At 55.5% G+C, this 19,760-nt stretch carries 13 protein-coding genes and 4 pseudogenes; 4 read left to right on the forward strand and 13 right to left on the reverse strand.

The features are described 5' to 3' along the window. Positions 1-262: 262 nt before the first annotated feature. The 12 genes and pseudogenes from hfq to ACHHV8_RS19395 all read right to left on the reverse strand — a co-directional run bounded on the left by hfq (position 263) and on the right by ACHHV8_RS19395 (position 14,246). On the reverse strand, positions 263-502 hold the full coding sequence (gene hfq / locus ACHHV8_RS19340) for an RNA chaperone Hfq (RefSeq protein WP_094013178.1): 240 nt from the start codon (positions 500-502) through the stop codon (positions 263-265). 20 nt (positions 503-522) lie between these two features. After that, a pseudogene (miaA, locus tag ACHHV8_RS19345) lies at positions 523-1,486 on the reverse strand (tRNA (adenosine(37)-N6)-dimethylallyltransferase MiaA). Then, complete coding sequence (locus ACHHV8_RS19350; protein WP_395160706.1) at positions 1,480-2,277, reverse strand: class I SAM-dependent methyltransferase; 798 nt, start codon at positions 2,275-2,277, stop codon at positions 1,480-1,482. Before ACHHV8_RS19350 ends, miaA begins: the two are co-directional and overlap by 7 nt. Positions 2,278-2,280: 3 nt before the next feature. After that, positions 2,281-4,331 (reverse strand): annotated as a pseudogene (mutL, locus tag ACHHV8_RS19355) (DNA mismatch repair endonuclease MutL). Between the two features lie 5 nt (positions 4,332-4,336). After that, the gene (locus ACHHV8_RS19360) at positions 4,337-5,512 is read right to left on the reverse strand and encodes a S41 family peptidase (protein WP_395160708.1); all 1,176 of its coding nucleotides are present in this window, start codon (positions 5,510-5,512) and stop codon (positions 4,337-4,339) included. Between the two features lie 22 nt (positions 5,513-5,534). Next, on the reverse strand, positions 5,535-5,795 hold the full coding sequence (locus ACHHV8_RS19365) for a hypothetical protein (protein WP_395160710.1): 261 nt from the start codon (positions 5,793-5,795) through the stop codon (positions 5,535-5,537). A gap of 28 nt (positions 5,796-5,823) precedes the next feature. Continuing rightward, a pseudogene (gene mutS / locus ACHHV8_RS19370) lies at positions 5,824-8,673 on the reverse strand (DNA mismatch repair protein MutS). Between the two features lie 266 nt (positions 8,674-8,939). Further along, complete coding sequence (locus ACHHV8_RS19375) at positions 8,940-10,424, reverse strand: putative amidoligase domain-containing protein (protein ID WP_395160712.1); 1,485 nt, start codon at positions 10,422-10,424, stop codon at positions 8,940-8,942. Between the two features lie 126 nt (positions 10,425-10,550). After that, the gene (cotE, locus tag ACHHV8_RS19380; RefSeq protein ID WP_395160714.1) at positions 10,551-11,117 is read right to left on the reverse strand and encodes an outer spore coat protein CotE; all 567 of its coding nucleotides are present in this window, start codon (positions 11,115-11,117) and stop codon (positions 10,551-10,553) included. A 433-nt stretch (positions 11,118-11,550) separates the two neighbouring features. Continuing rightward, positions 11,551-12,314 (reverse strand): annotated as a pseudogene (locus ACHHV8_RS19385) (ABC transporter permease). Positions 12,315-12,402: 88 nt separating this feature from the next. Further along, entirely contained in the window at positions 12,403-13,194 is a 792-nt protein-coding gene (locus ACHHV8_RS19390; protein WP_395160716.1) for an ABC transporter ATP-binding protein, read from the reverse strand. A 38-nt stretch (positions 13,195-13,232) separates the two neighbouring features. Further along, positions 13,233-14,246: an ABC transporter substrate-binding protein gene (locus tag ACHHV8_RS19395; RefSeq protein WP_395160718.1), complete on the reverse strand. Its 1,014-nt coding sequence runs from the start codon at positions 14,244-14,246 to the stop codon at positions 13,233-13,235. A 361-nt stretch (positions 14,247-14,607) separates the two neighbouring features. Between ACHHV8_RS19395 and ACHHV8_RS19400 the strand changes: the two genes are divergently transcribed. Genes ACHHV8_RS19400 through ACHHV8_RS19410 form a run of 3 tightly spaced genes read left to right on the forward strand, consistent with a single transcriptional unit; the run spans position 14,608 to position 17,550 of the window. After that, positions 14,608-15,618 (forward strand): FecCD family ABC transporter permease, encoded by a 1,011-nt coding sequence (locus ACHHV8_RS19400; protein ID WP_395160720.1) that lies wholly within the window; start codon positions 14,608-14,610, stop codon positions 15,616-15,618. Further along, the gene (locus tag ACHHV8_RS19405) at positions 15,615-16,661 is read left to right on the forward strand and encodes a FecCD family ABC transporter permease (protein ID WP_395160722.1); all 1,047 of its coding nucleotides are present in this window, start codon (positions 15,615-15,617) and stop codon (positions 16,659-16,661) included. The genes ACHHV8_RS19400 and ACHHV8_RS19405 overlap by 4 nt, the downstream gene beginning before the upstream one ends. A 58-nt stretch (positions 16,662-16,719) precedes the next feature. Beyond that, positions 16,720-17,550 carry an ABC transporter ATP-binding protein gene (locus tag ACHHV8_RS19410; protein ID WP_395160724.1) on the forward strand — a complete coding sequence of 277 codons (831 nt, stop codon included), beginning with the start codon at positions 16,720-16,722 and terminating at the stop codon, positions 17,548-17,550. A 232-nt stretch (positions 17,551-17,782) separates the two neighbouring features. On the opposite strand, the gene ACHHV8_RS19415 is transcribed toward ACHHV8_RS19410, so the two are convergent. Further along, the gene (locus ACHHV8_RS19415; RefSeq protein ID WP_395160726.1) at positions 17,783-19,303 is read right to left on the reverse strand and encodes a carboxypeptidase M32; all 1,521 of its coding nucleotides are present in this window, start codon (positions 19,301-19,303) and stop codon (positions 17,783-17,785) included. Positions 19,304-19,413: 110 nt separating this feature from the next. Here ACHHV8_RS19415 and ACHHV8_RS19420 point away from each other — a divergent pair, with 110 nt between their 5' ends. Then, positions 19,414-19,752: an iron-sulfur cluster biosynthesis family protein gene (locus ACHHV8_RS19420; RefSeq protein WP_395160728.1), complete on the forward strand. Its 339-nt coding sequence runs from the start codon at positions 19,414-19,416 to the stop codon at positions 19,750-19,752. Positions 19,753-19,760: the final 8 nt, after the last annotated feature.

Genomic DNA, 19,760 nt, shown 5'->3' on the forward strand with positions numbered 1-19,760 from the left:
GTTAGTAGACAATCTCCGTCACCCCTTATCTCTGTGAAAAACAGGCACACTCTAATACCCTGTCACGCCGTCCGCTAAACACGCAGCGGGTTCCCCGCGGCTTGCAGGACCTTCCATTCTAGGCGGGCAAGTACGCCGGAAGCAGCCTGAATGAAAAGAACAACCCAGCAGATCGGGTTGTTCTGTTGAAGGCTATTCAATTAGACGAAACAAAAGTCAGATATGTTGCGTCCCTGACCTCTCTTCCGATCCGATGGAAAGATCAGTTGTCTGCGCTGTTGTCCTGCATCAAAGAAACGGAGCGCTGCGGCGTAAAGGTCGAAATCGCATGCTTATAGACCATTTGCTGACGTCCCTCGCTGTCAATGATAATAGTAAAATTATCGAACGCACGGATGACCCCGCGGATTTGGAAGCCGTTCGTCAGATAGACGGTTACCGGGATAGTTTCCTTGCGAAGCTGGTTCAAAAATGTGTCTTGAATGTTGATCGATTTGTTCATCGTGGGCCCCCTCATATCAATTAACGTTCGAATTTTAACTTATCTGCTATTATAGCATGAATTTGACGTAAATGGGCAGAAATATTTCCCACATCGGTGACATCCACCCACTCGATGTCTTTCATATGGCGGAACCAGGACAGCTGACGCTTGGCAAACCGGCGCGTGTCTCGTTTGAGCAGCACGACTGTGTCCTCCCAAGACATCGTTCCTTCCAGGTACCCGATAATCTCCTTATATCCCAGGCCTTGCATGGAGATATGCTGCTTTCCGTAGCCCGCCTGCAGCAGCCCTCTAACCTCATCGACCAAGCCTTCCCCGATCATCTGATCGATACGTTGTTCGATTCTTTCGTACAGAAGCGCCCGGTCCATGGTCAGACCGACAATACATAGTTCGTAAGGAGATACTTTTTTCTGTACCTTCAATTGATCTGATAATCGTTCCCCTGTTAAATGATACACTTCCAGGGCCCGAATCAGCCTGCGCTGATCGTTCGGATGCAGCCGCTCAGCCGATTCCGGATCAATCTGTTTAAGCCGCTCCCAGAGGGCTTCGCTGCCGTATTGCTCCGCAAAGAGCATCTGCTCTTCACGGAAGGCCTCGTCCGAGCCTACCTCGCTGAATTGAAAATCGTAGCATAGCGACTCTACGTACAGGCCTGTACCGCCGACAATAAAGGGAAGCTTGCCGCGGGCATGAATTTCATCGATAAGCTTGCGCGCCCGTTCCTGAAATTCAGCGACGGAGAACGGATGATCCGGATCGTGGATATCGATCATGTGATGCGGAATTTGTTTGCGCTCCTCTTCCGTCGCTTTGGCGGTTCCTACATCCATACCGCGGTATACCTGCATGGAATCGCCTGAAATAATCTCTGCTCCATATTCAGCCGCGAGCCTGAGGCTCAGCTTCGTCTTCCCTACGGCTGTAGGTCCGGACCAATACAAGCAGCTTCGGCTTAGTTGAAGCCTGTGTCACAATCGTATCACTCCATAAGCAATTTTCGTCGTGGAACGGTGGAGCTCGGTAAAGCCGAGCCGCTCCAGCTCTCCGCTGTCCCGGTGCTCTTTCATCATAACGGCTCGGCGGGCTACTCTGCAAGCTTCGCGAATCGCTTCCTCCGTTACCGGCCGCGGATCAGCCAGCTTGCGGATCGCTTTGATCGAACTGGACTCGTGGATCGGCTTGCGGAACATCGGGTCAAAATAAACGACGTCGAAGGACCCGTCCGGCTGCTGCCGCAAATAGTCCAGGTACTCCCGCTGCAGCACTTCAATACGCCGCATGGCATCATCCATGCCGGCAATATCGGATTCATAGACTGACAATCCCTGGCTCAGCAGCAAAAAAGGCAGCGGCTGAATTTCCAGGGCCGTGACAGAGCCTGCAGCCTGTACCGCGTAAGAGAAAACGACCGCGTCGGATCCGAGACCCGCCGTACAGTCCAAAATGCGGTCACCGGGTTGAATCCGACCCAGCTCCATTAACGTATCCTGCTCTCCGTTCAGCATTCGTTTCACCCGAATGGCGGCGGTGCTGGGATGGAAAAACAGGGCAGGCTGCTGTTCATGATAATACTCTATTCGTCTGCGGGATACAAGCAGAATGTCTTGATCCTCGTACCGCTCCAGCAGCTGCTCCAAAGAGTGGCGGCGCCGCGGAACGATCCTTGGCTCCCCCTCCGCTCCAGGCAGCGCTTCAAGCTGACGATGAAGCCGGGCGGCAAGCGCTAATTGTTCCGGAAGCGGATCGTAAGAAGTCGTAATCAGCACCTGCTACATCACCCTTTTAAACATTTTTTCCAATTCATAAGTAGAAAAGCTGATCACAATCGGGCGTCCATGCGGACAAGTATACGGATTGCGGCAAGCGCCCAGCCGGTCCAGCAGTCCTTCCATCTCCATAGTGCTCAAGCTTTGATTCGCCTTAATGGAGGCTTTGCAGGAGCACATAATGGCGGCTTTTTCTCTCAGCTTGCCCAAATCAATGCCTTTGCGTTCGGCCAGCAGCCATTCCGTCATCTCCTCGACGAGCGCACGCTCATCCCCCGAGGGAAACCAGTGAGGATACGCTCTAACCAAATAAGCATTGCCACCAAAAGGCTCCATATATACCCCGGCCTGCTCAAGAAGCGCCAGCTTGTCCTTCAGCTGCTCCGACTCCGAAGGCGTAAACTCCAGGGAGATCGGGACAAGCAGCTCCTGGCTGGCTTCAGCGGGCTTGCCGAATTTCTCGTAGTAATACTCGTAATTAATGCGTTCGTGCGCCGCATGCTGATCGATCAGGAAAAGCCCTTCCTCGTTCTGCGCCACGATATAGGCCCCATGCATCTGCCCAATGGGCGATAATTTGGGAAAAGCCGGCAGCGCCGGCGCTTCTTGCGGCTCAGCCGCCTTCAGCGAATTCAACAGCGCCGCGCTTGCCGCCGCCTGCTCGCGATAGCCTGCCGGCCTGTCTTCGAAGGGCCGCTGTGACTTCTGCGGCGACGGGGACGCCGAAGCCTGGCTGTAGTTGAAGCTTCCGCCGCTTGGGCGGGAGCTGTAGCCGCCCGCAGCGTCCGCTCCGGCGGACTTCGCAGGTGCCTGCTCGTATGCGGACGGCTGCGAGTACGCAGCCGTCCCAGACATCCCGCCCCCATCCTGCGGGAGCTGCTCCTTGAGCCGGTAAGCCGGTTCCCCGGCCGGGGAGTCCGACGGCTTCTCCGGAGGCATGGTCGCCTCCAGGGAAGCGTATGCCGCTGCGGAAGCGGATGAAGCCGATGGACGATACAGCTCCATCTGCTCCTGGATGAGCGCTTCCGCCTTCGGCTTGGCCGGAGCGGCGGAAGGGATCAGCACCTGCTGATCCAGCACCTGCTTCACCTGCTGCTCAACGAACTGGATCAGCTCCTGCTCCTTGCTGAAGCGGACCTCCAGCTTCGCCGGGTGCACGTTCACATCGACCAGCGTCGGGTCCGATCTCGATATGGAACGCCGCCACCGGATAACGGTTAATCGGCAGCAGCGTATGATATCCCTGCAGCAGCGCGTGAATCAGAGTATAGTTCTTGATATATCTGCCGTTGACGACGGTCGATATCCCGTTGCGGTTCGCGCGCGTCGTCTCCGGCTTGGCGATAAAGCCGCGGATCGTATAATCGAGATGCTCCCCTTGAATAGGGAGCATGCTTTTGGCCACGGCCGTTCCGTAAATGGCAGCCAATACTTGCAGCATATCGCCGTTGCCGAGCGTTTGAACCAGCTGGCTCCCGTTATGCTTCAATGAGAAGGCAATGCCGGGATGGGCCAAGGTCAGCCGGTAAATATAATCGGAAATATGCCCCAGCTCGGTTTCGGACCGTCTTCATATATTTCAGACGGGCGGGCGTATTATAGAACAGCTCGCGCACCTGAATGTCGGTTCCCCGGCTGGCGGCCGTTTCGTCCAGCGCTTTGACGCTCCCGCCTTCAATGACCAGCTTATACCCGAGACCCTGAGACTCGGTTGCCGTAATACAGGTTACCTTGGAAACCGCCGCGATACTCGGCAGCGCCTCTCCCCTGAATCCCAGCGTCCGGATGGAAAACAAATCCTGGCTGCTCGATATTTTGCTTGTCGCATGGCGGAAGAACGCCGCCTCGCAGTCGTCGCGCTCCATGCCCGAGCCGTTATCGCTGACGCGGATCAGCTCGAGTCCGCCCTCTTCGACGGCAATATCTATTCGGGTACTGCCCGCATCTATCGCATTCTCAACCAGTTCCTTCACAACGGAGGAAGGGCGTTCCACCACTTCTCCCGCGGCGATCTGGTTGGCGATATGCTCGTCCAATACTCTTATTTTCCCCATCGGTTTTACCCCTTAGCTGCGGTCAACACGATTTGCTCTCCATTGTCGGACCATTCCAGCTGAGGATAGCTTTCCGCGAACTTGTTGACATTCACGTAGCTCGATCCGTTCTGAAGCAGCAGCTCGCCTGCAGCGGCCTGATAGCTGTGCATCGAACCGTAAGCTGTAATATCCACTGACTGCGTTTCGCCGTTCCAGACGATATTTCCGCCCAGAAGCGCCGTCAGCAGGCGGGTCGGCACGTACAGCTGACCATTGTCCTTCACGACATTGAAGTAATCGTCGACCGGAATTTGATTTACCGTAACGCCGCTTTTGTTCAAAGCTACGCTTACTTTACCAATTCCCGCTTCATGCAGCGCGGTAACCAGCTGCGGCACGTCGCCGTCCACCTCGATATCCGGCTTCAAGCCGACCTTGTTCACCTTGCGCAGCTTCGGCGTCAAATACTCCTCAATCGTTACCTTCAGAGCGCCGCCTTCGGTAAGCGGGAACAGCGTCTGCACGCTGCCTTTGCCAAATGTATTCATACCTATTACCTTGGCGGCAACGTTATAATCCTGCAAAGCGCCGGTCAGCACTTCCGAAGCGCTTGCGCTGTTCTCATTCACCAGAATGTAGACGGGGAACGGCTGGGTTGTGCCATTCGTAAATTTCACCGGCTCGTCCACATTGTTTTTATTCTTCGTATGAATCAGAATGCCTTCCTTGACGAACAATTTGGCCATATTTTGCGCCGTATCCACCAGTCCGCCCGGATTGTCCCGCAGATCCAGAATCAGGCTGTTAATGCCCTGCTGCTTAAGATCGGCAAGCTGTGCGGCGGTTTCTTCATCCGCTTCGCTTGAGAAGCCGGTGACGCGAATGTAGCCAACGCCCGGATCAAACCGTTTGTGCGTTACCACAGGCAGCTGAATGGTCTGGCGGCTCATATTCAGAACCACGCTTTCTTGTCCGCGCTTGACGGTGATGACCACTTTGGTGCCTTCGGGCCCCATAATTTTGGAAGTGACGTCGTCAAGGTTCAATCCCTCGATAGAAACGCCGTCCACGGCTGTAACCTGATCACCTGCCAGCATGCCCGATTTCTTCGCAGGACTTCCATCGAATACTTCGGCAATAAACAGCCCTTCCTTCTCATTGCTGATCCGGACGCCTATGCCGACATAATTATTTTCCAAGGAGCTTTCAAAGCGTTTCAGGTCACTCCGGCGTAAAATAGACCGTATACGGGTCATGCAGCGTTTCGATCATTTCATTGATCGACTTGCCTGCCAGCTGTTCTTTGGCCGGTGCGCTTACGTGATTGGTTTCGATCAGCTCCATGACTTCCTTCGTGCGCGCGGCATCCGCGTCCTTGACATCGGCGGCGGTAACGGCCGATGCGGAGGGAAGAAGCAGAGTCAGGGTAAGCACAACCGAAGCGGTATTCCGCCAGATGGCACGATTGCCGTTTGAATGCATAAACAGTTCATCCTCTCATATGGAAAACCTAAGATAATTGCTTTTTCAGCTCATACAATAAATTCATCGCCATCATAGGCGTCATATTCATCAAATCCACCGACTTCACCTGCTCTGCGAGCCGTTCCAGCCGGGGATCGGATTTCTTCTTATGGCGGTCGCTCTGAGGCTCCGCGTCCTGGAACAAGCTGAGCTGCACGACGCCGGCTCCCGTTTCTCTCAACTGCCCGGACGGCTTCTCGATTCCGGGCTCCGCGTAAGCGATATGCGCCGGCTCGGTAGACGATTCTGCGGGAGCCGCGCCTTGAGTCTGCCCAGCCCGCGCCGGCTCGCCCTGCGAAGCAGGAGCGCGGTGCGGCGCTTCCATGGCTGCGGACACGCCCTCTTCGGCGTGCTTCGCCTCTACCGGCTCCGCCAGAAGCGGCGGCCGTCCGGCAGCAACCGGCTGCTCGTGTCCCTGAAGCAGCTCGGCCCGCGCTTCGAATGCGTTCAGCAGCTCGTAGGAACGGTCGATGATCCCTTCCGGCAGACCTGCGATCTGAGCGCAGTAGATGCCGTAGCTGGTGCTGGCGGCGCCTGCAATCAGCTTCCGCAGGAAGGTCACCTCGCGGCCGCTTTCCTTGACCGCCATGCAGCAATTGCGCAGGCCGGACAGCGTCTCCTCAAGGTGCGCCAGCTCGTGAAAGTGCGTCGACACCAGCGTCTTGCAGCCGATGCGGTCATGCAGAAATTCAATGACGGCCTGTGCGATCGCCATTCCCTCACCGGTAGACGTTCCCCGGCCCAGCTCGTCAATAATAACGAGGCTTTTCTCCGTAGCCTTCTCGGTCATAACCTGGATGTCCATCATCTCGACCATAAACGTGCTCTGGCCGCCGATCAGGTCGTCGGCCGCGCCGATGCGCGTGAAGATGCGGTCGAGCAGCGGCACCCGCGCCTTCTGTGCGGGGACGAAGCAGCCGATCTGCGCCATCAGGCAGATCATCGCCACTTGGCGCATATACGTGCTCTTGCCGGCCATATTCGGACCGGTAATAAGCAGCATATTGCCTTCCTCTCTGCTCAGCAGCGTATCGTTGGCGATAAAGACGCCATCCTCCATCACCGCTTCGACGACCGGATGCCGGCCGTCTTCAATATGAAGCTCGTAGAAGTCCCCGATCTCCGGCCGCGTATAGCGGTTGGCTGCGCTGACCGCGGCAAGCGATTGATATACGTCGATCGTCGCAACCCGCTCCGCCAGCTGCTGGAGCCGGGAAATGTGCGAGGACAGCTTGTCCCGAAGCTCCATGAACAGTTCATATTCGAGATCGACCATCTTCTCCTGGGCTTCGAGAATCAGGCCTTCCTTCTCCTTCAGCTCGGGCGTGACGAACCGTTCGGCATTGGCGAGCGTCTGCTTGCGCTCATACCGGCCCTCCTCCAGCGAAGGCAAATTCGCCTTGGTGACTTCGATATAGTAGCCGAACACCTTGTTGTAGCCGATCTTCAGCGACTTCACCCCCGTACGCTCGCGCTCCTGCCGCTCCAGCTCGGCGATCCACTGCTTGCCGTTCGTGCTGGCTTCACGAAGCTGGTCCAGGATAAGCGTGGTAGCCCGCCTTGATCATGCCCCCGTCGCGAATCGAGACGGGAGGCTCGTCGATGATGGCTTCCTCGATCCACGCCATCACATCGGCGCACGGGTCCATCCGTGCGGTCAGCCGCTCCAGCGTCGCGGAGCCCGACGACGCGCAGATGTCCTTCAGCAGCGGCACCTGCCGCAGCGAGGCCTTCAGCGCGACCAGGTCGCGAGCGTTGGCGTTGCCGTAGGCAATCCGCGCCACGAGGCGCTCGAGGTCGTAGACTTCCTTCAGCGACTGCTTCAGCTCGTCTCGGACGATCAGCTGGTGATAGAGTCGGTCTACCGCCTCTAGGCGCTCCTGAATCGCCGATGCGCTCATCAGCGGCTTCTCGATCCATCTTCTCAGCAGACGGCCGCCCATGGCCGTCACCGTCTTATCCAGCTGCCACAGCAGCGTTCCTTTTGTTGCCGGTCGCGAGCCGTCTCCACGAGTTCCAGATTGCGCCGGGTGAACGGGTCCATAATCATGTACTGGTTCTGCTCATACAGCCGGATATGCTTTATATGGGTTAACGAACGCTTCTGCGTCTCTACCAGATAGCTCATCAGCTGCTGTACGGCAGTCCGAGCCTGCGCAGGCACCACCGCAAGCTCCGTTTCCGCGAAATAGTCCTCCAGCTGTACCTGCTCGTCCGTATGTACGGCTGCATCTTCCCTCGGCGTCATTACCGTCGCATGGGCCCATCCCGCGGCAGCCTGCGCCCGCAGCCGGGTCAGCAGCTCCTGCGAAGCCAGCAGCTCCGACGGATGGTACACGTTAATCTCATCGGCGACCAGCGTCAACGTTCCCTCCAGGCAGGTAACGAACAGCTCCCCTGTCGAGATGTCGCAGGCGGCAAAACCGAAGCGGCCGTCCGCCGGTTCCGTCACGGATACCATATAATTGTTGCTTTCACCGAGCGAACGCGCATCCATCACCGTACCCGGCGTAACAATCCGGACAATTTCCCGCCGGACGACGCCCTTGGCCTGGGAAGGATCCTCCACCTGCTCGCAAATGGCGACCTTGAAGCCTTTTTCTATCAATCTGGCAATATAGTTATCCGCCGAATGATAGGGGATGCCGCACATAGGAATGCGCTCCTCGGCTCCGCCTTCGCGTCCGGTCAGCGTAATTTCCAGTTCCCTGGAAGCCTGAATGGCATCCTCGAAAAACATCTCATAAAAATCGCCCAATCGAAAAAACAAAAAGGCATCCTGTACCTGCGCTTTGATGGCAAGATACTGCTCGATCATCGGCGTATATTTGGCCATGCTGAAACCCCCGTGCTCTTTTCTTATACATTCTTCGTCTTTCATGCGTCCGGCTCCGGTGTGCTTGCGGCCTTCTACTATTCTATCAATCTGCCGGGCTCAAATCCCGGCCACAAGCTAGAGAAGCGCGGACCAAAACATGACTCCGCCTCTGCTGCGCCCGAACAAACTCCCTAACGTCCGGGACGTATAGCAGCGGCAGAATCACGCAGTCCCTCGCACTTTGACGGACACGCCTCCGCAATCCACAACGATACTTACGCTCATTATATCACGAATTGATAGACGATACTTCTTTTCTGACAAAAGGCCCGATTTTCCAGCGTTTGCGTATATCGTCCTGTTCGTTCCACCCTTCCATCCGCAGCATGCTTGCTTTCAGCGGAGTTAAATGTCGCTCGTAGGTTCCGGTACGCCGGAAGTCTGACGAGATCGTTCCAAAGACTGGGCAGCAGCTGACGAATCCGCAGCTTATCCCCCTGATAGTAAGCCTCTTGAACCGCCGGTTCGTCCAGCGGCCTGCATTTAAGCTGCCGGTAATGCTCTGCAATCAGCTTGGCCAGCGCCAGCACTCCGCGGGCAAGCTTCGGCGAGACGATCCAGCTCGGCAGCACCCGGTATTCAAACCCCCCGTGCTTCTGCCTGCGGAAATCGCCGAGAAAGCCGTACTTCGGCTTCCGCTTGCCGGTTGTCGCATCCTCGAGAAGCACCAGCGGCAGCGCCAAATAATTGTCAAACACCCTTAGAAGCTCGCTGCTTAACCGGATGCCGCTGAAATGTATATGACCGCCCAGCGGGAAACCGGTGACGGGCATGCCGCCGGCCACCCACGCAACCGTTTCGTCTTCAATTCTCCGCACAGCCTGCTGCATGGTTCGGTGTATATTCCGCAGCAGCTGGTCAACCTCGCGGCTTGGTTCGGGCCGGAGCTCCGCTAGCGGGTAAATTTTGCGGAAGCTTGGCAGCACGATCGCATCGCAGCCGACGGCCCCTTCCTTTTCCAAATATTTGGAAGCGAATAAAATTTTCCCCTGCTCGTTTCGCAGCAAAAATTCCGGATCGGCCCCCAGCATGACCGGAGTCCGGGGCGCAGCCGACTCCTCTTCGAGCTCGCCGGCGAACCGGTGCAGCGCATCGGCAAACAGCTCTGCAAGCCGCTCATCCAACGCCGGCGCCGTTTCGAGCTCCAGCACGAACAGCTCGCCGCCGCCGCCCACGCCAATATGCACGACGCCGAAATCCAGGCCCAGCGCATAAATGGCTTTTACCGCTTCGCGCTTGGCTCTGATCGCATGGTAGGACGGCGTTTCATTCACGACTTCGATAAATTCGTCTTCGTGCCGGTTTTGCATCGGATGCGGAGCACCGTAAAAAATGCCCTGCGTTCGTTGATACAAGGTCAGCGCCTGCAGGTGAAAGACCGGCACCTTGTACTCATAGCTGTAGCGGCGCAGGCTGCGCGGCGTCTGAAGGCCGCCTTCTTCCTCCGGCTCCTGCCGCTGCGCCTCATACCGGATCCCGTGCAGCTTAAGCACCTCGGCGGCTTTGTGAACGTTGTTCGCCCGAAGCTGGCATTTGACCGGCTGCACGAGCAGCCGGCTTGCTTTTTCCGCGTGATAACAGCCCCAATGAATAATGCAGGGCTGCATTTTTTCCTGATGCGCCGTCAGCCGGGTTCCGTGGGGCAGCCGGAGCCGTTCCAGCAGCAGCGATAGCGTCGGCTCATTGGAATGGAGCAGGAATACCTGCATGGGTTAACCTCCTTTGCACATGTAGATAAAGGCCCATTTTGCGGCAGACAACCGTCTAAAACAAAAAAGAGGGCTGACGCCCTCTGCCGAATTGATGCTTCCTGTCATATACTTAAAGTACATCCTTCAGTTCAAGTCGTCGTCCAACAGGTCCGGGTCGAGATCCTCGAAATCTCCGTCATCGGCACTGTCGAAATCCACCTGCTTATCGTCCAGATCATCGCTGCCATAAAGGGAGACCAGTACGTTAACCTTCGTTTCCGCGATCATCTCCACCTTGAATTCGCGCTCCACGCGAATAACGACGCTGTCCCCGCGGGACGAAATGCTGGCTTCCACGCAGTTCGGCTCTTGCGTACAAATCGCCGATACCTCCGCAGTTGACGGTCTGTGCTTCTTATCCAAGTAAGAAAGCCCGACCGACTCGACGTAAGAGATGGTTTCTTTCGCGACATCCGTTTGTGTATTCCGGTCGTAGGAATACCAAATGTTAATGTCGTAAGTACCGACTACCTCCACGTGGTCCCCGGCCTTCACCGCTTCATACTGGTTGTTAATAATCCAGGCCCCAAGAATACTAGTGGGATTATGAGGCGGTGTGACCGTGTTGGTGATCTGCGAAAATTTGCGACCTTTGCCGCAGACAGCTTTAGTATAGATCTCTCTGCTCTGCACATCTTTATCTAATGACATCCTTTCAACCTCCTCCATACAATCATTCATTACAATTGTATGCAGGACATTCGTCTAGGGTGACAAAAACTTTTCCATCTTTTTGCGAATTATTCCTAGTAGATATAGCAGAGCGGACGCCGGATTTGGCGGCTCGGCTTTTTTTGCATTTTCTTATGCGCGAAACGGCGCTTGGCGTCCCAAAGGCACCCCCGGCAGCATCTGTTTGAGCTGTACCGCGCCTTCGTCTTCTTTCACACCCTATGCGGTATGCCTAGCGCCTATGACGCAATCGGGCGGGCAGCAGCCGCAGCGCTTCCTTTTTAAGCTATGTTAAGCTACTTAATCTATTTAACCCGAACCCCTTCGCACAACGCTTGCCTTCTCCCGGCGGACAGCGCCGCTCATTTGAAATAAAAATGCCCGGGGATCTCTGCGCCTCCGGGCATGCGGTTTATTTTTTGCGGATCAGCTTTCCTTCCAGGTAGGCGACTCCCTGGTACATTAACGTCGCGGCGACCGCAATCAGCAGCACGCTGCCGATCACCAAGGTAAAATTGAATACCTGGAAGCCGTAAATGATTAAGTAGCCGAGCCCTTCCTTGGATACGAGAAATTCTCCTACAATGACGCCGACCCAGGAAAGGCCTACATTTACTTTTAGCGTCGATACGATCGTAGGATAGGAGGCCGGGAGAATTACCCTCTGGAAAACCATCCGTTTATTCCCGCCGAAGACGCGGATGACCTTCGTATAGTTCGGATCGACTTCCTTAAAGCTGTTGTACACTACAAGTATAGTAATAATCACGGTGATCGACAGCGTCGTCGCTATAATGGAAACGACACCCGGTCCGAGAGCGACAATAAACAGAGGGCCGAGCGCTACCTTGGGCAGGCTGTTTGCCACAACGATATACGGATCCAGCACCCGGGACAGGAAAGGGACCACCAGATGATGGCAGCGGCCGCCGTACCGAATAAAGTGCCCAGAATAAATCCCGCGACCGTCTCCCACAGCGTTACGCCCAGATGGATCCATAAGGAGCCGTCCACAGCTTTTGAATACAAGAGCGCAATAATTTTGGTCGGATAGCTAAAAAGAAGCGCATCGATCCACTGCCAGCGCCCGGCCATTTCCCATAGGGCAAGGAACAGGACCAGAATCGCCAGCTGCGTCAGACGAACCTGTATTGTCGTCCTTCGCGCCGCCGTCATAAACCGTTCATATTCGCGGTCCGCCAATTCTTTCACGGCCGCCGCTGTCTGCGCGAGCTCCTCCGACTGCCGGGTCTTCACCTGCTCATCATCCACGATTATCCCCTCCCTTCGTCTCCATCTCTTCGAAATACCCCCATAACCGATGGAACAAATCGTGGAAGCCGCCGGCTTCCCTTGCCTTAAGGGGCAGCGCCTCGCGAATGGCGGACGGCACCTCGACCGTCGTCAAAATCCGTCCCGGATGCGGCTGGAGCACCACAATCCGGTCGCTCATCGCTATGGCCTCCGTGATATCATGGGTAACCAGAATCGCCGTCTTGCCCCTGGATTTCAAAGTAATTGACACGAGATCCTCCAGCTGCAGCTTCGTCTGATAGTCGAGAGCGGAAAAAGGTTCATCCAGAAGCAGAATGTCCGGCTCAACCGCAAGCGTCCGTACGAGAGCCACCCGCTGGCGCATCCCCCCGGAGAGCTGATGCGGATATTGGTCGGCCACATCGCCGAGTCCCATATCCTCGAGCAGCTCCAGTACGAGCTTTCTCGAAGCCTCGTTACGCTTAGCCATCAGCTCCAGCCCGATAGAAGCATTGTCATAGATCGTCAGCCACGGAAACAAGTAGTCCTGCTGCAGCATATAGCCGACCTTCGAGCTCGGCTGCTTGATTTCTTCCCCCGAGACGCGGACCGTCCCCGCCGAGGGCGTCAGCAGGCCGCTGATCAGAGAGAGCAGCGTTGTTTTGCCGCAGCCGCTCGGCCCGATCAGACTGAGGAACTCCCCCTGCCGCACATTCAGCCGGATATGCTCCAATGCAAGAAAGGCGCCCCGTTCGTTCACATACACATGAGAAAGATTGTCAACCTCTACGACGTTACTCACGCTTCCCCTCCTCCTGGGACGGCAGGCTCGCCGCCCCCTTATTTCACCGATTGCTTCGCCTTCTCAGCGAACTGGTTATTGACCAGTGTCTTATAGTCTGCGCGCTGCTTCAGCTCGCCGGCCGACTGCATGACATCCTGCAGATTGTTCCACTCCTGCTCGTCGATAATGCCGTCCGTTGCGAACGAGCCCTGCTCCTTATAGCGTTTGACCGAGCTTTTAATGATTTCTTTGTCCGTATCGGGAAAATACGAAGCGATGGCATCGGCGATTTCATCGACGCTGCTGGCTTGAACCCAGTTCTGCGCTTGCTGAACCGCATTGGCAAATTTTTGCACGACGTCGCCGTTTTTATCGATATAGCTTTTCTTCGTCATAAACACCGTGTAAGGCAGCTTGCCGCTCTCAACACCGAAGGATGCGATAACAGAGCCTTTGCCTTCCTTCTCGAACATCGACGCCTGCGGCTCGAACAGCTGCACGTATTCCCCTGTGCCCGAAGCGAAAGCCGACGCAATGTTGGCAAAATCGATGTTCTGAATCAGATTCAAGTCCTGCTGCGGGTTAATGCTGTGCTTCTTGAGCGTAAATTCGCCGGCCATCTGCGGCATGCCGCCCTTGCGCTGGCCCAGGAAGGTCGAGCCCTTCAGCGCATTCCAGTCGAACGTGCCGTTAACCGCCTTGCGCGCCACCAAAAAAGTACCGTCCGTCTGCGTCAGCTGTGCAAAATTGATCACCGGATCTCCGCTGCCTTGCTGCTGCACGTAAATCGAAGTTTCCGAGCCGACGAGAGCCACGTCGATACCACCGGACAGCAGAGCCGTCATCGTCTTATCTCCACCCGGCGTCGTGGTCAGCTCAATGTCCAGTCCCTGCTCTTTAAAAAAGCCTTTGGCAATCGCCGCATATTCCGGCGCATAAAATAACGACCGCGTCACTTCGCCGATTCTCACCTTGACGGCGTCCTCCGTTTGTTTCGGTCCGCAAGACGTCAGCAGCAGCGCCGATGCCGTCAGCAGGGCAATCGCCCCGCTCATCCATTTGATACGCATAGGCCAGTCCCTCCACCCACATGAAATTGATTTGTTGCGATAGTGTATGCAGATGCCCAAACAATGGTTAACGCCCGCCGCCGGCAAAACCGGTCAGCAATCGAGAAGATAGCTGCTCATAAGACTGCACGCCGCATTTCAAACCGGAAAAAGCCATTCCAGCACGGGAGGTGTCAGGAACAGCTTGTTGAAATGCAGGGTTTCATTTTTTTCGTCGAAACTTGTCATTTCTTTTTGATAATGATTCTCAGAATCATTGACAAGCGAAACACCCGCTTTTACAATTAGATAAGATTGCGCGCTATGCAGGCAATGTACGGCGTGCCCTATTTTATTTTGACGGAAAGCAGGCCTCTATTTTATGGGTACAGAAAATCATCATCAGACTTACAAATGGATCGGGCTTATAGCCGGTCTGCTTGTTTTGGCCGCTGCGTGCGTATGCAGTGTCATGTTCGGCATCAATCACTATACTTGGGATGACATCCTTACCTCTTACACGGCCTTTGACGGCTCCAACAAGGATCTGATCATTCAGTCTACACGCGTTCCCCGGGCGCTTATCGCCGCTCTGGTCGGCGCCAGCCTCGCCGTTGCCGGAACTTTGATGCAGGCGATCACGCGAAATCCGCTGGCATCCCCGAGCATCTTCGGCGTCAACGCAGGTGCTGCCTTCGCTCTTGTGCTTGCCGTCGTATTGTTCAATGCATCCGGCACCCAGCAGTTCACCTGGATTGCTTTCCTCGGCGCAGCCATAAGTGCCGCGGGGGTTTACTTCCTCGGCTCCATCGGCCGCGACGGCCTGACTCCGATCAAGATTACGCTTGCAGGTTCTGCCCTGACCGCGTTCTTCGCTTCCTTGACTCAGGGGCTGCTGCTGTCCAACGGCAAAGCGTTCGACCAAGTACTGGTCTGGCTTGTCGGCTCGGTAGCCGGAAGAACGATGGAAACGTTCCAGTCCGTCTTCATTTATATGCTGGTCGCTCTTCTCGGATCGTTCCTGCTTGCAGGTCATATGAACGTGCTCTCCATGGGCGACGATGTTGCCAAAGGCTTAGGGCAGAATACGATCTACATCAAAGCGGCGGCTGCCGTCGTGATCGTGATTTTGGCAGGGGGCTCTGTAGCTATGGCCGGTCCGGTCGTCTTCGTAGGCATCATCGTACCTCATATTACTAGATATCTGGTCGGTATCGATCACCGTTGGGTTCTGCCTTATTCCGCTGTGATTGGCGGTCTTCTGCTTGTCAGCGCGGATATTGGCGCACGCTTTATCGCAATGCCCAAGGAAGTTCCTGTAGGGGTTACTACAGCGATCATCGGCGTTCCCTTCTTTGTCTATATCGCCCGCAAAGGAGGCAAAGCACAATGAACCCCTGGAATCGGCATCTGGTTTTACGCGGAAAGCTTTTTTCCTACCTTATACATAAAAAAGCGGTTACCGTTACGCTCTTGCTGCTGCTGGCAACGGTAGCGCTTATGATCATCAGCACGGGGATCGGCAGCGTGTTTATTTCCCCGCCGAACGTAGTTCGCGCGATCTTCGGCGTCGGCGACGGCACGAACGATATGATCGTCCGCGCTTTACGGCTGCCCAGAATCGTCGTTGCCTGCCTGGTCGGCGCTTCATTGGCCGTGTCCGGAGCGATCCTGCAAGGAGTCGTCAGAAATTCGCTGGCATCCCCGGACACCATAGGAATTACCGGCGGCGCTACGCTCGGAGCCGTCACGTATTTCTTCTTTTTCTCGGATAAGATTACGATCCATCTGCTGCCCGTATTTGCCGTAGCCGGCGCCTTTGCCGCAGCCCTGCTCATCTACATTCTGGCATGGAAGCACGGTGTCACTCCGCTGCGTCTCGTTCTGATCGGAATCGGGTTTTCAGCAGCCATGAGCTCGATTTCCTACATGATGATGATTTCCGGACCCATTGTGCTGGCGAATCAATCCATGACCTTTATGACCGGCAGCGTCTACGGCGTGTCGTGGGCCAAAGCCGTGCTGCCGCTGCTCCCTTGGATCATCGTGCTGCTGCCGCTCATCTTCGTCTATTCCCGGCATATTAACATTCAAGAGTTGGGCGAAGATGTCGCCCGAAGCGTCGGAAGCCATGTGCAGCGCCAACGGTTCGTGCTGCTGCTGTTCAGCATAGCGCTTGCCGGTGCGGCGGTCGCCTTTGGCGGAGCTATCGGCTTCATCGGCCTGATGGCGCCGCACATAGCCCGGAAGCTTGTCGGTCCGAGCTTCGGCGCTCTACTGCCGGTCTCGGCTTTTATGGGAGCCATCGTCCTCCTGCTGGCGGATCTGATCGGACGGAGTCTTCTCCCTCCGCTGGACATTCCGGCAGGCGTGTTCACCGCTTGCATCGGGGCTCCTTTCTTCGTCTACCTGCTGTACCGTTCGCGTAATCACTAAATGCATCTCTTGCTGCTGAAGGATTCAGCCAAACCTGCAACATGAAGGAGAAATCTGTATGCCAGCCATTCAATCCAAAGATCTATGTCTCTACTACGGTGACACTTGCATATTTAAGGATCTCGACGTTTCCATTCCCAAGGGAAAAATAACCGTCTTTATTGGAAGCAACGGCTGCGGCAAATCGACGCTGCTGCGTTCGCTCGCCCGTCTGCTGCGGCCCAAAAGCGGCCAAGTGGTGCTCGACGGCAGCGACATCGCCTCCATGTCCACCAAAGAAGTCGCCCGCCGCATGGCGATTCTGCCTCAAGGGCCGAGCGCCCCGGAAGGTCTTACGGTGCTTCAGCTCGTGAAGCAGGGGCGGTATCCGTACCAGAACTGGCTGCAGCAGTGGTCCCAGGAGGATGAGAACCAGGTCCGCCGGGCTCTGGAGCTGACCCATATGGAGGAGTTCGCCGGACGCGCGGTCGATTCGTTGTCGGGCGGCCAGCGTCAGCGCGCATGGATCGCCATGACTTTGGCTCAAGGGACGCCGACGATTCTCCTTGACGAGCCAACGACTTATCTCGATCTGGCGCATCAGATTGAAGTGCTGGACCTGCTGTACGATCTGAATGAAAAAGAGCAGCGCACCATCGTCATGGTGCTCCACGATATTAACCTTGCCTGCAGGTACGCTCATAACCTGGTGGCGATCAAGGACAGAAAAATATACGCCCAAGGCAGTGCGAACGAAATCATTAACGAGTCGTTAATGCAGGAGGTATTCGATCTTCCATGCCAGATCATGGAAGACCCGATATTCGGAACGCCAATGGTCGTTCCATACAGCAAAGGCATCTACGCCGGGAAGCAGCGCCCGTCCGCCGAAGCGGTACCGATGGGCTAGTTTTAAGCTCTGCCTGAACCACCCGCCAGCCGGTTTAGGAGGCTCTTCAAGGGCCTCCCTTAATGCCGCAGCAGGGCCAGTAGGTAAGTGCGCTGCTAAGAGGCACTAGTCCAGCAAGCACTAAGAATAAGCAGCCTTGGCGAGGCGGCCGTTCGAACCCCACATCAACAAACAAGCCCGGCGCATACAGGTTAGCATGCGCCGGGCTTGTTTTTATCCTTTTTCCTTCGGTCTACAGCTTGTAAATATCGCCGAACTTCTCATGGAAGTACTGAACCAGATAATCCGGATTCAGCTCCTCCCCTGTCACTTCCTTAATAATTTCATTCGGGCTAAGCAGCTTGCCGTAGCGGTATATTTTATCCGAGAGCCATTCCTTTATCGGAATGAGACTGCCGCTGCTGATCAGTTGATCATAGTTAGGCAGCTCCTTGCGAAGCGTGCGGGTAAACTGTGCCGCATACATGTTGCCGAGCGCGTAAGAAGGGAAGTAGCCGAAAGCGCCGCCTGCCCAGTGAACATCCTGCAGTACGCCCTCGCCATTGTTCGAAGGTGTTACGCCCAAATATTCCTTGTACTTCTCGTTCCATACCTCCGGCAGGTCAGCCACGCGCGCAGCCCCGCTGAACAACGCTTTTTCGATTTCATAACGAACCATAATATGTAGGTTATAAGTCAGCTCATCGGCTTCAATCCGGATTAACGAAGGCTTCACTTCGTTGGACGCCCTGTAGAATTCCTCCGCCGTCACCTGGTCGAACTGCCCCGGATACTGCTTCTGCAGGTCGCCGTAGTAACGGCTCCAGAAGCCGCGGCTGCGTCCGATCATGTTCTCCCAGAAGCGCGACTGCGATTCATGGATCCCCATCGACGTTCCCGTACACAGCGGGGTGCCGATCAGATCAGGCGAAATGTTCTGCTCGTACAGCGCGTGGCCGCCCTCATGAATCGTACCGAACAAAGCGCTGTTGACATCGTCCAGCAAGTAGCGCGTTGTAATGCGAACGTCTCCCGGATTCAGACCTGTGGCAAAAGGATGGACCGTTTCATCCAGCCGCCCCGCCTCAAAGTCGTAGCCCATTTCCTTCAAAATAAATAAGCTGAACTGCTTTTGCTTCTCTTTCTCGAAGGTTTGCTTCAAAAACTGCGTGTTCGGCTTGTGAGGCGATGCCTGAATCGCTGCCAATAACGGAACGACCTTTTCTCTCAGCGCGCCGAAAACCTGATCAAGCTTCTCGACGGTCATGCCGGGCTCGTACATATCGAGCAGCGTATTGTATTTATGCTTCTCATAGCCCCACAGCTCGATAAATTCCAGATTGGTGGCGACGATCTTCTCCAGATAAGGCTGGAATGCAGCGTAATCCGATGCTTCCTTGGCATCCTCCCACACCGCCTCCGCCTGCGAGGTCAATACCACGTAGTCCTGGTACGTTTGCGGCGGAATTTTTTTGCTGCGATCATATTCCTTCTTCGTCTCCGTTACGATCTTGCGGTCGACCCGATCCAGGCGCTCGAACTGTTCCTGCTCGGAGAAATAGTCCAGCATGTCGCCCATTTTGTCGGACACGGACATTTTAAACAGCTCGCCGGACAGTACGCCAACCGCTTCCGAACGGGTCGCGATCCCTTTTCTCGGAGCTCCCGTGCGCATGTCCCAGTACATCAGGCCAATCGCTTCCTCATAGCCTTTCATCGTCTTCAGATACGCTTTGAAGTCTGACAGCCTGCTGTCAAAAGTATCGGTTGTCAAATTGCGGCACCCCTTTTCGGTAGGATAAATTGATCATACTTCGTCTGCACAGGAGAAGCAAATTCCCTGCCGTTATGGTAAACTAACAGGAAAGAGAGGAGTGAGAAGAGATGATCCACATTACTTTTACAGAAGCTGCCTCGGAACGGCTCACGAAGCAATTGGCCGGCCGCCCGGGCGAAGTGAAGCTCGTCTTCGATTCGGAGGGCTGCGGCTGCTCGGCCAACGGCGTACCTACGCTTTGGATCGTTGACCGCGCGGAAGAGAAAGATTTGAGAGCCGAAGGCTCCCCTTTCGAGCTGTTGTACGAGAAAAAGCATGAAATTTACTTCGAGGACCGTATGTCTCTCGATTATCAGTCCGGCAGCTTTGTGCTGAAAAGCACCGGCCAGATTTATAATACGAATATGCAGCTGATCGATAAACGACAGGTGGAAGCATTGAACTAACAGAAGCT

It is taken from the genome of Paenibacillus sp. TAB_01 (assembly GCF_043945595.1).
Lineage (GTDB): Bacteria > Bacillota > Bacilli > Paenibacillales > NBRC-103111 > Paenibacillus_S.

Coding starts and splice junctions, on each gene's coding strand:
- ACHHV8_RS19395 (WP_395160718.1), bottom strand. CDS start 14,246: ATGCGTATCAAATGGATGAGCGGGGCGATTGCCCTGCTGACGGCATCG.
- ACHHV8_RS19365 (WP_395160710.1), bottom strand. CDS start 5,795: ATGCATTCAAACGGCAATCGTGCCATCTGGCGGAATACCGCTTCGGTT.
- ACHHV8_RS19420 (WP_395160728.1), top strand. CDS start 19,414: ATGATCCACATTACTTTTACAGAAGCTGCCTCGGAACGGCTCACGAAG.
- ACHHV8_RS19410 (WP_395160724.1), top strand. CDS start 16,720: ATGCCAGCCATTCAATCCAAAGATCTATGTCTCTACTACGGTGACACT.
- ACHHV8_RS19400 (WP_395160720.1), top strand. CDS start 14,608: ATGGGTACAGAAAATCATCATCAGACTTACAAATGGATCGGGCTTATA.
- cotE (WP_395160714.1), bottom strand. CDS start 11,117: ATGTCATTAGATAAAGATGTGCAGAGCAGAGAGATCTATACTAAAGCT.
- hfq (WP_094013178.1), bottom strand. CDS start 502: ATGAACAAATCGATCAACATTCAAGACACATTTTTGAACCAGCTTCGC.
- ACHHV8_RS19375 (WP_395160712.1), bottom strand. CDS start 10,424: ATGCAGGTATTCCTGCTCCATTCCAATGAGCCGACGCTATCGCTGCTG.
- ACHHV8_RS19405 (WP_395160722.1), top strand. CDS start 15,615: ATGAACCCCTGGAATCGGCATCTGGTTTTACGCGGAAAGCTTTTTTCC.